This is a genomic window from Metallococcus carri, assembly GCF_011440275.1.
GTDB lineage: Bacteria > Actinomycetota > Actinomycetes > Actinomycetales > Dermatophilaceae > Metallococcus > Metallococcus carri.
The window spans coordinates 17,749-30,841 of record NZ_JAAOIV010000007.1 but is presented as its reverse complement, the minus strand read 5'-3'; the positions used below and the strand labels follow the sequence as shown (position 1 = coordinate 30,841).

Genomic DNA, 13,093 nt, shown 5'->3' with positions numbered 1-13,093 from the left:
ACGCCGCGTCTCGGGGTCCGCTGCTGTCAGGCGTAGCGGCGCGTTATGTGCCGGTGGTGCTGACGCTCGAGCTTGGCCGTCGGTGCAGTCAGGCGTTCCGGACGCACATGCGTCGTGGGCGGCGGACGCTGGCGCGTCGTCTCTGCAACGTCCGCGCCGGAGAGTACCCACGGTGTCCTGGGCTACGGACGCCGCGGGTGGGTCCGCTCAGGGTCCGTGGCTGGGAGCAGGTATGGCGTCCTGAGCCACGGACGCTGACGATCCGGTGGCCAAGGTCCGACGGCGAGCGCGCTCGGCATACCCCGGTTTGGTGAAATCGGGGGCGAGCAGGCAGACTAGGGCGGCACTCGCGCGAGTGGCGGAATAGGCAGACGCGCACGGTTCAGGTCCGTGTGCCCGAAAGGGCGTGGGGGTTCAACTCCCCCCTCGCGCACCAGCGGTAGTCGGTGGCTATCCGTGGGTTTACCGAAGCTCCTGGCCGGAGAAGATCCGGCCGGGAGCTTCGTTGTTCCTGCCTGCGGCCCGCTCCGTCGCCGCGAGATGTTGGGCGTCGACGGGCGCGTAGCCTTCGATTTATGACCTCCCTCTCGCAGTTCAGCGCCACGACCCTTGCCGGGCAGGAGCAGCAGTTGTCCGACTATGCCGGGCAGGTCGTGCTGGTCGTCAACACCGCGAGCCAGTGCGGGTTCACCCCGCAATACGCCGGCCTCGAGCAGCTGCAGCACAAGTACGCCGACCGCGGCTTCACCGTGCTGGGCTTCCCGTGCAACCAGTTCGGCGGCCAGGAGCCCGGCGACGCCACCGAGATCGGCGCGTTCTGCCAGCAAAACTATGGCGTCACCTTCCCGATGTTCGACAAGGTCGAGGTCAACGGCGCGGATGCGCACCCGCTCTTCGTGTGGCTGCGTGACCAGAAGGGCGGCCTGCTCGGTGACCGGATCAAGTGGAATTTCACCAAGTTCCTCATCGGCCGCGACGGTCAGGTGATCGAGCGCTACGCCCCCACCACCAAGCCGGACGCGCTCGGCAAGGACATCGAGCGCGCGCTCGGCTGAGCACCCGCGCACACCATGGCCGAGTCCGCCCGCCTCGCCGAGGTCGCCCGCCGGGTCGACGAATGTGTCGCGATGCTGCACGCGCAGTCCGGGCTGCGCCCGTGGCATGTGACCGACACCGAATGCCTGGACGCCGGCTTCCCCTATTACCGCGAAGAGCACGGGCGACTGTTCTACCGCGTCCAGGAGAAGGGGCGGACCCTGCGCGAAGATGTCGTAGACGACGTCGAGGAGCTCGTGCACCTGGTCATGGTCGACCTGGTCTCCGAGGTGGCGGGGGCCTACGAGCTGGCGCACCGGCGCAAGGGCGAGGACACCCGTCGCCAGTGGTTCCACCTCACCGAAGCCTGGCTCACCGCGATGGACCCACGGTGGGGCGCACTCGAGCGCGAGCGGCAGGCGTTGATCCTGCGCGCCTATCCGTTCTCCTCCTGACCCCCAGCGGGTGCACAGTTGTCGGTATGACGGACCTGCCCGCCCTGATCAGCCGGTATGCCGAACGCTTCGCGACGCTCGGCGGCGGCACGCACCACATCTCTTCGCCGCTGGGCGCGTGGCTGGTGCTCGCCCTGGTGGCACCCGCGGCCGAGGGCGACGACCAGCAGCAACTCCTCGACGCACTCGGCACTGACGCGCGGTCGGCGCAACGCGCGGCCGCCGAGTTGCTCGCCGAGCCGCACCCCGCGGTCGTCGCGGCCGCTGCGGCGTGGACCGACCCGTCGTCGGCCCGGCTCATACAGTGGAGCGGCAGCCTGCCGAAAACCGTTGAGACTGGGGCGATTCCGAGTCAGGCAGCGGCCGACGACTGGGCGCGCGAGAAGACGCTCGGGCTGATCGAGAGGTTTCCCGTGGAACTGCGCGAGCTGGTCGTCGTGCTCGCGTCGGCGCTCGCGACCCGCATCTCGTGGTCGATCCCGTTCGAGTTCGCCGACGCGAGCGAGCTGCGCGGGCCGTGGAGTCGCGAGCTCGATCGCGTGCTGCATGCCGGACCGAGCTACGCCCATCACACCGCCATCGTCGACACCGACCGCGCCGGGCTCGTCGGCATACACACCGCGCAGGGCGAGGACCTGGCGGTCACCTCGGTGATCGCCGACGAGTCGGTCCCGCCCGCGGATGTGCTCGCTGCGGCCCACGAGATCGCGACAAGCGACGTCGCTGAGGTGTCGCTCTTCGATCTGCCACAAGGGGAGCACCCGCTGTGGACGATCACCGAGGAGGAGTCGACCTGGAGCGGCGAACACCTCGAGGCCGTGCTGCCCGCGTGGAGTGCGCGCAGTCAGCATCAATTGCTGGACCTGCCGCAGCTCGGGTTCGGCGCGGCCGGCCGGACGCTGCAGCACCTCGCCGGCGACGGCGGACCGGTCGAGGCGATCCAGAGCGCAGTCGCGCGTTTCCACCGCGAGGGCTTCGAAGCCGCGGCGCTGACCGTCGCCGCCGTCGCCGCGGGTGTGCCGATGGCACGACCCGGTCCTTACCGCACCGGCGTCGTCCGGTTCTCTCACCCGTATGCCGTCGTCGCGACGGCCCTCGCCGGCGAGGACGATCGATGGGACGGGTTGCCGGTGTTCGCCGCCTGGGTGGCCGAGCCGGAGAATGCGCAGGACTGAACCATCGCTCCGCCCACAGGCCGGTGCCTACAGACCAGTAGGGAGCGGGCCACCCTCCCCGAGGTATGCCGGGGCCGCGCCCGGGTCCAGGTCGTCGTGAATCCCCACGTGACCGAGTTCGACCTTGCCGCCCGGCCCGCGCCAGTAATGCAGGCGACGGGCGCTGGGGGTCTTGTGCTCGACATACGCGCGCCACGCGGTTGACTCGCCGGAGCGCACGGCGCTGGTGCTCCCGCCCGGACCGCTGCGCAGGGGATGCGCGTCATTCGACCCGGGGTCCAGCAGCAACTCCATGACCGTCTGGGCGACCCGGCGGGGCGACAGGCCGTGCAAACGGTGGAGGGAAGCCAGGAAGTCCGGACCGATCCAATAGCGCGGCAACGGGCGAGATGCCTTCTCTCCAGCGGGAATTCGCTCCACCCAGGCGGTGAACACCTCCCATCGGAATTGGTCCTCCGCCGACGCGAAGGCCGGTCCAGCGGACCGGGCGTCCGCACCACTCGTCGTGCGCGACTTGCGCACCCGCGTCTTGACCTTGGCCAACTCCTGCCGCAACGCGTGCACCTGGTTGTACTGCTCCTGCGCGTCGCGGTCGTGGCGCCGCGCCTCACGCTGCCAGTGGTCGCGATCGCGAGTGAGCTCGGCGAGCTGGCGGCGCAGGCTGCTGGTCTCGCTCCCCGGCCCTGGATGGGGCGCTGGAGGGGGTTCCGGAAGCGGCTCGGGTGCCCCCGGCCCGAGTTCGGCAGGCACCGCGGCGGCCACCTCCGGTTGCACCGTCGGGCCGGCGGACGGCTCGGCGTCAAGGTCGAGGATCAGCCAGGGGCCACCGCCTTCCCGCACCGGGGGTGTCGGCACTGGTTCCTCGTCGTCATCGACGTCGACCATCGAGACCCGCCAGCCGGCCGGGCCCGCACCGACACCGACGACCCGCACCGCGACGATCTCCTCCGGGCTCATCAGGTCGTCCAGCCGGTCGAGCTCGTTGCCGGTGACATCGTCGACCGTGATCGTCGTTTCGATGCCCGGATGCAGTTGCAGCACAGCGTGATTCGCATCAACGGCGGCCACCTTGGCGAGCACGACGTCACCCTCGCGATAGGCGCCGAGCGGGTCCGTGAGCTGACGGACGGGAGGCGGCGAACCCGGGAGCGGCTGGTGCATCGCCACCCGCTGCAGTTCGCGGGCCCGCCATACCTCGGTCAGCGCGTCGCCAACCATCCGGTCCGTCGCGTGCCGCCCGTCCGCGGGCCCGGTGACCAGATGCAGCGGTGAGGTGTAGGGGTCGCGCAACCACGCGTTGCCCACGGCATACACCCGTCCCGCGCCGCCGAAGGCGGACGCCATCCGCCCGATCTGCCCGGCGATCCGGAAGGTGAGCGGCCCGGATCGCACGACATACACCTCGATCTCACCGGGAGCGGTGTCGAGCACGGCGCGCGCGTCGATGGCGGGCTGGTCCTGGCCTTCGGCGATCGTGACCAGTGCGAACGGCACGGCGCGGTCGGGCGCGAGCAGGCGCTTCAGGAAGGCGTCGACTAACTCCGGCGAGGTGAGTTCGACGACCGTATGCCGGGCCTGGGTCGCCACCGCGCGGGCCGCGTCGGTCCGCTTGCTGGCCTCGGAGCGCTCCACCTGTCCTGGCGAGACCTTGCGCACCTCCTCGACGATCTGGGCGAGATCGGCGGTGTCCTCGGTGAAATAGCGCGATAGGTGCGGCCGCTGCTGCCACGGAACGTCCTTGCCGGGGTAGATGCGGGCGGCGGTGCCGAACGCCCGGCCGGTGGAGGGCACGTGATGCATCGCCGCGTCGATCCACTGCGCGGGCACGACGAAGACGTCCGCCGTGGTGCGCAGCGTCGCGGCCAGCTCGTCGGCGTCCACCCAGTCGCGACCGGTGGTTGCGATGACCAGCAGGGGATGCACCCGGCTTGGTTCGACGATCCGCAGGCTCAGCTCGCGCGCATCGGCCTCAGAGGCGATGCGGGTCGGAACCCCCTTGACCGGGCGCATGTCGGCACCCTACGCGCGTCCGGACCGCCCGGCTAGCCTTCTTTCACAGCTCGCGAAAACCGTTGCAGCACAGGCGTTTTAGTCGAGACGAGGCTCGGAATCGAGGCGCCGATGTCCTCGTAACGCAAGTGGTTTCGACGCGGCCTCCTTCGTCGGCCTTGCTCAACCATCGAAAGATCGGGTTGCCCTTCGGGCGAAAGGTTGCCGCGCCGGGGGAACCCGGCCGAAAGCTAGGCCGTTGACGGTTCAACGACACCACTACAGGTGTCGTCGGCCTGTCATCGACTCGAAGGATTGTGATGCCCTCCCTGACAACGACCACCTCTCATCTGCGCTCAGTCGCAGTGACGGCGGCGCGTGTGCTGCTCGGAGTGATCTTCATCGCCCACGGTTGGCAAAAGCTCAACACCAACGGAATGCAAGCAACCACAACGGCTTTCGAGAAGATGGGCGTGCCCGCGCCGAAGGTGTCAGCCTGGTTCGCGGCCTTGGTCGAACTCGGTGGCGGGGTGCTGCTCATCCTCGGCGCGGCCACGACGATCGTGAGCCTGCTGCTGGTGATCGACATGGCGGGTGCCTTCTGGTTCGTGCACCGCACCCAGGGCATCTTCGTCCCCGGCGGCTGGGAGCTCGTGGCCGCGCTGGGCCTGGGTGCCTTGCTGTTCGCCGCGACCGGCCCTGGCCCGCTTAGCATCGATCGGCTGTTCCGCCGCCGTATGCCGGCCCGCGCCGCCTCGGTCTGAACCCTCGGCCGCTCGGCCTAGACGGTTGCCGCCTCGGCGCCGAGGCTGGCCAGCACCGCCTGCGCGAGCAGGCGGTGCCCGGCGGCATTCGGATGGTCACCGTCCGGGGTGAGGTAGGGCGTCGCGTCCCCGGCACCGTCGGGTCCATCGAAGGGTGAGTGGGCGTCGGCATACAGCACGTGATGGCTCCCGGCCGCCGCGGTGAGGATTGCGTTGACCTCCCCGGTCAGATCGGCGCTGCCGGAGACATAGGTCGGCCCCTCGGAGGCGCCGGTGTCGCCGTCGAGGAAGACATTCCAGTAGCCGAGCACGACGACGCGCGCGTTGGGCGCGGTCTGCAGCGAGGTGACGATCGACAGGATGCGGTTGATCGTCTGCCGCAGGTGTCCGAGATCGGAGGCGTAGCAGTCGGACGACGCGGCGGGCTGGCAGCTGGCGTCATACGCGTTGTTCTGGTCGAAGTCGTTGGCGCCGATCTCGATGATGACCAGGTCCGACGCGGCGACTGCGGACCTTGTGGCCGGGTCGGCCAGTTGCTGGACCATCTGGTCGGAGGTGAGGCCGTTCTGGGCGAGGTTGTGCAGCTGCGGTGCGCGTCCCTGCTGGGCGCCCAGCCGGGTGGCGACGAGCGAGGGATATGCCGTGCACCCGCAGTTCGCGCCTGCCGGCACGCTGTCACCGAGGGCGACGACCCGCAGGGGCGGTCTGCTCGCACTCGGGCTCGGGCTGGCCGGACCTGGCGGATCCGCGGCGCTCGAAGACCCGGTGACCAGCCGGCCGGCACCGCGCAGCGCGTGCTCCGTGCGCCAATGCGGCACGCCCAGGGCGAGGCCGCTGACCAGCACGAGCACGGCCAGCGTCGCGACGAGATCACGAAAGGGTGAACGGCGCATGCGCCGAGGCTTGCGAAGCTGTCTGGACGTCAGGTGTGTGTGGCCTGGGTCAGCAGGTCAGGGGTGATCGCGGCGACATCGGCGCAGCCGGTGAGGGCCATGGTGAGGTCGAGCTCGGCCCGGATGTTGGCGATGACGTCCTCCGCCCCTTGCTGGCCGGCGATGGCGAGTCCGTAGGCATAAGGGCGGCCGATCAGCACGGCGTCGGCGCCCAGCGCCAGCGCGACGAAGGCATCCGCACCGGTCCGTATGCCGCTGTCGAAGAGCACCGTGGCGTCGTCGCCGACCGCGGTGCGGATGTCGATGAGCGCGTCCAAAGAGGCCCGTTCGAGATCCACCTGACGACCGCCGTGGTTGGACACCACGATCGCGTCAAACCCGAGGTCGAACGCCCGCCGCGCATCGTCCGGATGCAGGATTCCCTTGAGCACCAACGGAAGTCGGCTGCGGTTGCGCAGCGTGGCCAGGTGCTCCCAGGACAGCCCCGGGTTGGAATAGATGTCGAGGAAGGTCTGCACCGCAGCTCGGGGCTCCGGCGCGGTGAGGTTGCCGCGGAAGTCACCCGGATGGTTGCGAGCCACCGACACCAAGGTGCGAGCCGCGGCGGGGGTCACGCGCGGCTTCGGCCCGGACGTCGGCGTCTGCACCCGCTCGGCGACGATCTGCGCGAACCGCGGGTCGGAGGTGTACTGCGCGATGCCGACACCCTGGCCGAAGGGCAGCGAGCCGAGGTCGAGGTCCTGGGTGCGCCAGCCGAGGCTGGTGGTGTCGAGCGTGACCACGAGCGCGGCCGCTCCGGATGCCTCGGCGCGCTGGATGAACGAATCGACGAGGTCCTCATCCTTGCTCCAGTAGAGCTGGAACCAGCGCTGGCCCTGTCCCATCGCCGCGGCGATCTGCTCCATCGGTGAACAGCCCTGGTTGGAGATGACATAGGGGACGTCCTGCGCCGCCGCGGCGCGCCCGACCTGTAGGTCGGAATCGGGGGTGATCATCCCGAGGGCGCCCACCGGCGCAAGCAGAAGAGGTGACGAAAGTCGTTGTCCCACAACGGTCGTGGTGAGATCTCGCTGGGACTGGCCGTGCGCCATACGGGGCACGATCGACCACCGCTCGAAGGCCTCACGGTTGCGCCGCATGGTGCGGCCCTGTCCGGCTCCGCCGGCGACATACGCCCAGGCTCGCTTGGACATGGCACGGCGCGCGGCGTCCTCGAGCGCGACAAGATCGGTGGGCACCTTCGGTCGGGTGCCGGAGATCCCCGCGAGATAGATCTGCATCTGCCGGGCGAGCCCGGCTCCGGGTGGCGTCGTCATGGGGCAACTCTGCCAGCGCCCCGTCTTGCATGCTGGAAACGATGAGTTGGGATAACCAAAACGGCACGTTATGTTGAGCGCACCCGAAAGCACCCACCGAAGGAGGATCGCGATGAGCTCGACCGCATTTGCGCCACGCACGTTGACCGACACCGAACTGGTCGAGCTGGTCTGCCGGGTGGCCGCGGACCGCGCGCTCTGGGAACCGCTGGTGCGTTTCGACCGGGGCGAGCGCCAGTGGGCGCGGATCAGCGTGCCGGAGGGCGTGGACGTGTGGGTGATCTGCTGGGAGCAGTCCCAGGGCACCCGGCTGCACGATCACGGCGACGCGTCGGCGGCTTTCACCACGGTGCGCGGCACGATCGCGGAGTTGCGACCCCGCGGCGGCCAGCTGATTGCCCGCGACCTGGCCGAGGGCGCCGTGCAATCCGTGCGGCCCGGTGACATCCACGACGTCCGCAACGAACGCCGTGAACCCGCCGTCACGATCCACGCGTACGCTCCCGCACTGACCCAGATGACCTATTACGACCTGCACAGCGGCCGCCTGCTCGTGGATCGCGTGGTGCGGTCCGACGAGCCGGAGGGACACGAGTGGTGAGCACGATCGACGGCATCCTCGCGCAGGCGCGCGCCAACCTGGACCGGGTCGATCCGGCCGATCTCGCTGCGGCACAAGCGAAGGGAGCCTTCGTGGTGGACGTTCGACCGGCCGAGACCCGGCTGGTCGAAGGGCACATCCCGGGCGCGGTGGTCATCGATCGGCTGGTGCTCGAATGGCGGCTGGACCCCACCAGCTCCGCCCGGCTCAAGGACGGCCCGGACCTCGAGCAGCAGGTCGTCGTGGTCTGCAACGAGGGCTACTCCTCCTCGCTCGCCGCGCGCGACCTGCAGGCTCTGGGCTTCCAGCGGGCGACCGATCTCGTCGGGGGATTCCGGGCGTATGCCGCCGCTGGGCTGCCCATCGCGGCGACCCGCGCCGGGTGAACCACCCTCGGCCTCCTACCCTCTGGGGGTGCTCGTCGCCACCTTCAACGTCAACGGCATCCGGGCGAGTGAGAAGCGCGGCTTCTTCGGCTGGCTCGCGCACCGCAACCCGGATGTCGTTGCGCTGCAGGAGGTTCGCGCCACCGCGGAGCTCGTGCCCGCCTTCCCGAACCACTGGCTGACCTACGACGAGGGCACGCTGCCGGGCCGCAACGGGGTCGGCATCCTCACCCGTGAGGCACCGGCCGCCGTGCGCACCTGGAGCGGCACGGCGCTCGTGCGCGGACCGGGCGAACGGCATACCGCACTCGTTGAGACCGAGGTCGTCCCGCACGCCCGCGGTCTGCACGAGTTCGCGCTCGAGGGCAGGTATGCCGAGGTTGACCTGGCCGATGCTCCGCTCACGGTGGCATCGCTCTACCTGCCCAAGGGTGGCCTGCCGGCGCACCTGCAAAAGCCCGGCCGGATGCGCGATGCACCGGATGGCGGCCGGAAGTATGAGCGCAAGATGCGCTTCCTGAATTCCTTTGCGCGACAAGCAGATCGGGCTCGTCGCGCAGCGCAGGCCAAGGGGCGGGACTACCTGCTGATGGGCGATTTCAATATCGCACCGGACCGCTGGGATGTGCGCAACTGGCGGCGGGCATCGCAGAGCGAGGGATTCCTGCCCGAGGAGCGGGAGTGGCTTGCGTCGTTGATGGGCTCACGCCGACTCGTCGACGTGCTGCGCGCACAGCTCGGGGAGGTCGACGGGCCGTATTCGTGGTGGTCCTGGATGCCGGGCGCCTTCGACCGGGACACCGGCTGGCGCATCGACCTGCACCTGGCGACCCCGCGGCTCGCGCGCACGGCCACCGCGGCGTATGTCGACCGCGAGCCTTCGGCCGACCGTCGCCTCTCCGATCACGCGCCGGTGCTGGTCGACTTCGCGCTCAGCTAACGAGCTGGGTGGGGCCGGATCAGTCCGCGGGCAGGAGCTGGCGGGGAGGGGCGTCCCAGCAGTCGTCGGTCACGTTGACCACGTTAGGCGGACAGGTGGTCATGCAGTTGCCGGACCCGGTCAGCGGTGCGCTGGTCGGCCGGCTGGTAGTTGAGCAGCCGGGTGCCCTCGCGCGGGCCGAGCCACAGGTCGGCGACGTCGAAGCGCAACTCCCCGACGATCGGGTTGATGAAGGTCTTGCGCGGGTGGTCGGCGGTATTGGTGACGTCATGCCGCGCCCACAGGCGGGTGAACTCCTCCGACACCGACTGCAGCCGCCGCACCAGATCCTGGGAGGTGCGGTCGTTCGGGGTGTGCGCCATCCGGGTGCGCTGGGCGCTCACCAGATAGCTGCGGACCTCGGTCACCCGGTCACCCAGCCCGACCCGCCACTCCTCGTTGGTGAACGCCAACCACACGCAGTTGCGGTCCTCCGCCGGCAGAGCATCCAGATCGCAGAGCAGGTGCCCGTAGGTGAGGTTGTAGGCCAGGATGTCGCCGCGCAGATCCTGGACGAACGCCGGCCAGGGGCTGAGCTGGTCCAGCATCGCCTGCACCACCGGGGAGACCGCGGTGCACTGCGTCTTCTGCTGCTGGACCGGTGTGTGCGTCAGGGTCGAAAGGTATTGCCGCTCAACGGGACTCAGCCGCAGGGCCCGCGCCAGGGACAGCACGACCTGCGCCGACACGGAGATATCGCGCCCCTGCTCGAGCCAGGTGTACCAGGTGGTGCTCACATTCGCGAGCTGCGCGACCTCCTCGCGGCGCAGGCCGGGTGTGCGCCGGCGGCCGGTGGGCGGCAGCCCGAGCTGCTCCGGCGTCAGCCGCTCCCTGCGGCTGCGCAGGAAGGACCCCAGCTCGGCTCGTCGCGCCTGGTCGGGATCGGTGGCGATCGCGGGTGCAGTCGTGCTCATCGGGGCGACGCCTTTCCGCAGTCAGCCGGGCACCGGGTGGTACCAGGATAAATCTGCAACTGGTACCAGCTTACGCCGAGCGTCAGGATGACACCATGACCGACGCCGTCGTCACCTCAACCCCCATCTCAGCGAGCCCGGCCGACCCTGCACCCAGGCTGCGAGCGCTGGGACTTGCCACCCTGCTCACGGCATACCTCATGACGATGATGGACACCTTCATCGTCAATGTCGCGCTGCCCACCATGCAGACCGAATTATCAATGACCACAGCGGGATTGGAGCTCGTGGTCGCCGGCTACACGATCGCGTTCACCCTCTTGCTCGTGCTCGGCGGGCGCCTCGGCGACATGATCGGGCGCCGGCGGATGCTCGCCGTCGGGCTGGTCGGCTTCACCGTGAGCTCGCTGCTGTGCGGGCTTGCCATCGGGGGCACCGACCTGATCCTCTACCGGATCCTGCAGGGCGTCTTCGCCGCGCTGCTGCCCACCCAGGTGCTCGGCACGATCCAAGCGACCACCACCGGCGAGCAGCGGCACCGCGCGCTCAGCCTCTACGCCTCGGTCGGTGGCATCGCGCTCGCCGTCGGTCAGCTCGTGGGCGGCGTCCTGCTGCACGCCGACATCGCCGGCTCGTCGTGGCGGCCGCTGTTCTTCATCAACGTCCCGCTCGGCATCCTCGCCCTCGTCGGCCTCGCCACCGTGCCCGAGAGCCGCTCGCCGCTCCCCGCCCAGGTCGACGTGCGCGGCACCGTGCTGCTCGGCCTCACCCTGCTCGCGCTGCTCATCCCGATGAACCAGGGACGCGCGCTCGGCTGGCCCTGGTGGACCTGGGTCAGCCTGCTCGTGGTCCTGCCGCTCGCCTATGCCGTATGGCGGGTGGAACAGTCGGTCGAAGCCCGCGGCCGGACGCCGTTGTTGCCGCCGCGGCTGCTGCACATCCCGCAGGTCCGCCGCGGACTCATGCTCGCCGCGCCCTTCTTCATGGGCTTCGGCAGCTTCATGTTCGTCTTCGCGATCACCCTGCAAAACGAACTGCACCGCTCGGCGCTCACCAGCGCCGTGGCCATCCTGCCGATGGCGGTGGCCTTCTTCTGCGGCGCCTTCGTCACCCAGCGGCTGGTGCCCAGGATCGGCAACCGCGTGCTCACGATCGGCGGTGTGCTGCAGGCGATCGGGCTCACCGCGGTCGCGACTCCGCTGTGGTGGCAGTGGCCGCACGTGTCCCTGCCGACGCTCGCGCCCGGGCTCGCGGTTGCTGGCCTGGGCCAGGCGTTCTTCTTCGGCGGGATCTACCGGGCGGTGCTGCAGCCGGTGCCGCACGAGCTCGCTGGCGTCGGCAGCGGCGTGCTGGTCACCATCCAGCAGGGCGCGCTCGCCACCGGCGTCGCCGGGCTCGCCACGCTGTGCGCCGCCGTCGGGTCGCGCTGGGGTGGTGCCAACGCCTTCGCCGTCGGGATCGCCTTCCAGGTGGTCGCCGGGCTGGGCATCGCGCTCGGCGCTCGCAGCCTGAAAGAACGCTGAATTTCGCGCGGCCGGTATGGCGAGCAGAGGGGCGTCATACCGCCGATGTTGACCGCTCTAGGCTCTAGGCTCTAGGGGATACGGCAGGTTCGGGGGAGCAATGCTGCCGTTCGGTGCATCGGAACCCTGGCCGTGCCATGTTCGTCGGCCAGGTAACGGCGAACGAGGGGGTGCCACGTTGTTCGGTTGGAGACGTGACCAGAGCGAGGGCGGCCAGCCCGTCCGCCGGCATGCCGACCGGCGCGACCCTGCCGCGCCTACGGCGACCGACCCGGCGCTCGCGCCGACCGACCCGGCGCTCGCGGCCGGCCGCGACGCACACCTGCGGCAGTTCATCGGGGCGGACTGGCGGGTGCTGCCCGGCGGTCTCGGCGACGACCGTCTGGACGTCTACGTCTTCCCGCCGTCGAGTGAGCATCCCTTCCTCACGCTGGTGACCTCCGGCATGTCGGATCACCCGATGGCGATGCCGCCCGGCCTGGAGAGCCAGTCGCGGATGGAGTTGCTGCTCGCGCTCGCGCCGGGGTGGGCGGGTCTCGATCCGATCGCTCCGCTCGAGGCATCGCCACCAGGAGGCCCGCTGGCGGACGAGCGCAACTCCTGGCCGATCCGCCTTCTCAGGGATCTCGCGCAGCTGCCCCGCAAGGGAGGGGTGCTCAGTTGGGGCCAGAGCGTGCCCCACGGCGACCCCGCTCGGCCGTATGCCGACGGCGTGCCCTTCACCGGCGCGGTGATCGGGCCGCCGATCGGGTACAGCCCCGACCTGATGACCTGCGAGACCCCGGTCGCGCGGGTGGCCTATCTCGCGGTGCTGCCGGTGACGCGCGCCGAGATGGCGTTCACAGTGGCGCGGCCGGATGGTGCCGAACGGCTCTTCGACCTCTTCTTCGACTGCGATGTGTCCGCCGTGATCGACCCCCAGCGCCCCTCGGTGGTCTAGGCCGAAGCATCCCGGCATACCGGGTGGCTGCCGTCGGCTCATAGCCGGCCCATAGGGCCCGCCCACAGGTCCCACTGCTGAGGGGCGTGCAATGGGATCACCTTCGATTCCAGGGAGATTCGT

Annotated in this window: 13 protein-coding genes and 1 tRNA gene; 10 read left to right on the top strand and 4 right to left on the bottom strand. The window is 69.9% G+C overall.

The features are described from left to right. Nucleotides 1–349: 349 nt before the first annotated feature. From G9U51_RS10295 to G9U51_RS10280, 4 genes are all read left to right on the top strand, one after another. Nucleotides 350–436: transfer RNA gene (locus G9U51_RS10295), tRNA-Leu, on the top strand. A 139-nt stretch (nt 437–575) separates the two neighbouring features. Beyond that, entirely contained in the window at nt 576–1,055 is a 480-nt protein-coding gene (locus G9U51_RS10290; RefSeq protein WP_166196676.1) for a glutathione peroxidase, read from the top strand. A 15-nt stretch (nt 1,056–1,070) separates the two neighbouring features. Next, nucleotides 1,071–1,490, top strand: coding sequence for an Imm63 family immunity protein (locus tag G9U51_RS10285; protein WP_166196674.1), 420 nt, complete (start codon nt 1,071–1,073; stop codon nt 1,488–1,490). Between the two features lie 26 nt (nt 1,491–1,516). Beyond that, a complete protein-coding gene (locus G9U51_RS10280; protein WP_166196672.1) occupies nt 1,517–2,665 on the top strand; it encodes a serpin family protein in 1,149 nt (382 codons plus the stop codon). 27 nt (nt 2,666–2,692) lie between these two features. Here the strand turns inward: G9U51_RS10280 and G9U51_RS10275 are convergent, their stop codons facing one another. Then, entirely contained in the window at nt 2,693–4,675 is a 1,983-nt protein-coding gene (locus G9U51_RS10275) for a hypothetical protein (RefSeq protein ID WP_166196670.1), read from the bottom strand. 299 nt (nt 4,676–4,974) lie between these two features. Here G9U51_RS10275 and G9U51_RS10270 point away from each other — a divergent pair, with 299 nt between their 5' ends. After that, nucleotides 4,975–5,418 carry a DoxX family protein gene (locus G9U51_RS10270; RefSeq protein ID WP_166196668.1) on the top strand — a complete coding sequence of 148 codons (444 nt, stop codon included), beginning with the start codon at nt 4,975–4,977 and terminating at the stop codon, nt 5,416–5,418. 17 nt (nt 5,419–5,435) lie between these two features. On the opposite strand, the gene G9U51_RS10265 is transcribed toward G9U51_RS10270, so the two are convergent. Beyond that, nucleotides 5,436–6,311 (bottom strand): SGNH/GDSL hydrolase family protein, encoded by an 876-nt coding sequence (locus G9U51_RS10265; RefSeq protein ID WP_166196666.1) that lies wholly within the window; start codon nt 6,309–6,311, stop codon nt 5,436–5,438. 29 nt (nt 6,312–6,340) lie between these two features. Then, the gene (locus tag G9U51_RS10260) at nt 6,341–7,627 is read right to left on the bottom strand and encodes an alpha-hydroxy-acid oxidizing protein (protein ID WP_166196664.1); all 1,287 of its coding nucleotides are present in this window, start codon (nt 7,625–7,627) and stop codon (nt 6,341–6,343) included. 112 nt (nt 7,628–7,739) lie between these two features. Here G9U51_RS10260 and G9U51_RS10255 point away from each other — a divergent pair, with 112 nt between their 5' ends. From G9U51_RS10255 to G9U51_RS10245, 3 genes are read left to right on the top strand one after another with little or no spacing between them, the layout of a single operon-like run. Continuing rightward, the gene (locus G9U51_RS10255) at nt 7,740–8,228 is read left to right on the top strand and encodes a cysteine dioxygenase (RefSeq protein ID WP_166196662.1); all 489 of its coding nucleotides are present in this window, start codon (nt 7,740–7,742) and stop codon (nt 8,226–8,228) included. After that, nucleotides 8,225–8,614, top strand: a complete 390-nt coding sequence (locus tag G9U51_RS10250; protein ID WP_166196660.1) for a rhodanese-like domain-containing protein — start codon at nt 8,225–8,227, stop codon at nt 8,612–8,614. Before G9U51_RS10255 ends, G9U51_RS10250 begins: the two co-directional genes overlap by 4 nt. Nucleotides 8,615–8,642: 28 nt before the next feature. After that, nucleotides 8,643–9,554, top strand: coding sequence for an exodeoxyribonuclease III (locus G9U51_RS10245; protein ID WP_166196658.1), 912 nt, complete (start codon nt 8,643–8,645; stop codon nt 9,552–9,554). An 83-nt stretch (nt 9,555–9,637) separates the two neighbouring features. Here G9U51_RS10245 and G9U51_RS10240 read toward each other — a convergent pair whose 3' ends face one another. After that, nucleotides 9,638–10,507 carry a helix-turn-helix transcriptional regulator gene (locus tag G9U51_RS10240; RefSeq protein ID WP_166196656.1) on the bottom strand — a complete coding sequence of 290 codons (870 nt, stop codon included), beginning with the start codon at nt 10,505–10,507 and terminating at the stop codon, nt 9,638–9,640. A 95-nt stretch (nt 10,508–10,602) separates the two neighbouring features. Between G9U51_RS10240 and G9U51_RS10235 the strand changes: the two genes are divergently transcribed. Further along, nucleotides 10,603–12,030 carry an MFS transporter gene (locus G9U51_RS10235; protein ID WP_166196654.1) on the top strand — a complete coding sequence of 476 codons (1,428 nt, stop codon included), beginning with the start codon at nt 10,603–10,605 and terminating at the stop codon, nt 12,028–12,030. 178 nt (nt 12,031–12,208) lie between these two features. Further along, a complete protein-coding gene (locus G9U51_RS10230; protein ID WP_166196652.1) occupies nt 12,209–12,970 on the top strand; it encodes a suppressor of fused domain protein in 762 nt (253 codons plus the stop codon). Nucleotides 12,971–13,093 lie beyond the last annotated feature (123 nt).

Excerpts from the sequence above, each read along its gene's own strand:
- G9U51_RS10290 (WP_166196676.1), top strand. The coding sequence starts at position 576 with ATGACCTCCCTCTCGCAGTTCAGCGCCACGACCCTTGCCGGGCAGGAG.
- G9U51_RS10285 (WP_166196674.1), top strand. The coding sequence starts at position 1,071 with ATGGCCGAGTCCGCCCGCCTCGCCGAGGTCGCCCGCCGGGTCGACGAA.
- G9U51_RS10280 (WP_166196672.1), top strand. The coding sequence starts at position 1,517 with ATGACGGACCTGCCCGCCCTGATCAGCCGGTATGCCGAACGCTTCGCG.
- G9U51_RS10275 (WP_166196670.1), bottom strand. The coding sequence starts at position 4,675 with ATGCGCCCGGTCAAGGGGGTTCCGACCCGCATCGCCTCTGAGGCCGAT.
- G9U51_RS10270 (WP_166196668.1), top strand. The coding sequence starts at position 4,975 with ATGCCCTCCCTGACAACGACCACCTCTCATCTGCGCTCAGTCGCAGTG.
- G9U51_RS10265 (WP_166196666.1), bottom strand. The coding sequence starts at position 6,311 with ATGCGCCGTTCACCCTTTCGTGATCTCGTCGCGACGCTGGCCGTGCTC.
- G9U51_RS10260 (WP_166196664.1), bottom strand. The coding sequence starts at position 7,627 with ATGACGACGCCACCCGGAGCCGGGCTCGCCCGGCAGATGCAGATCTAT.
- G9U51_RS10255 (WP_166196662.1), top strand. The coding sequence starts at position 7,740 with ATGAGCTCGACCGCATTTGCGCCACGCACGTTGACCGACACCGAACTG.
- G9U51_RS10240 (WP_166196656.1), bottom strand. The coding sequence starts at position 10,507 with ATGAGCACGACTGCACCCGCGATCGCCACCGATCCCGACCAGGCGCGA.
- G9U51_RS10235 (WP_166196654.1), top strand. The coding sequence starts at position 10,603 with ATGACCGACGCCGTCGTCACCTCAACCCCCATCTCAGCGAGCCCGGCC.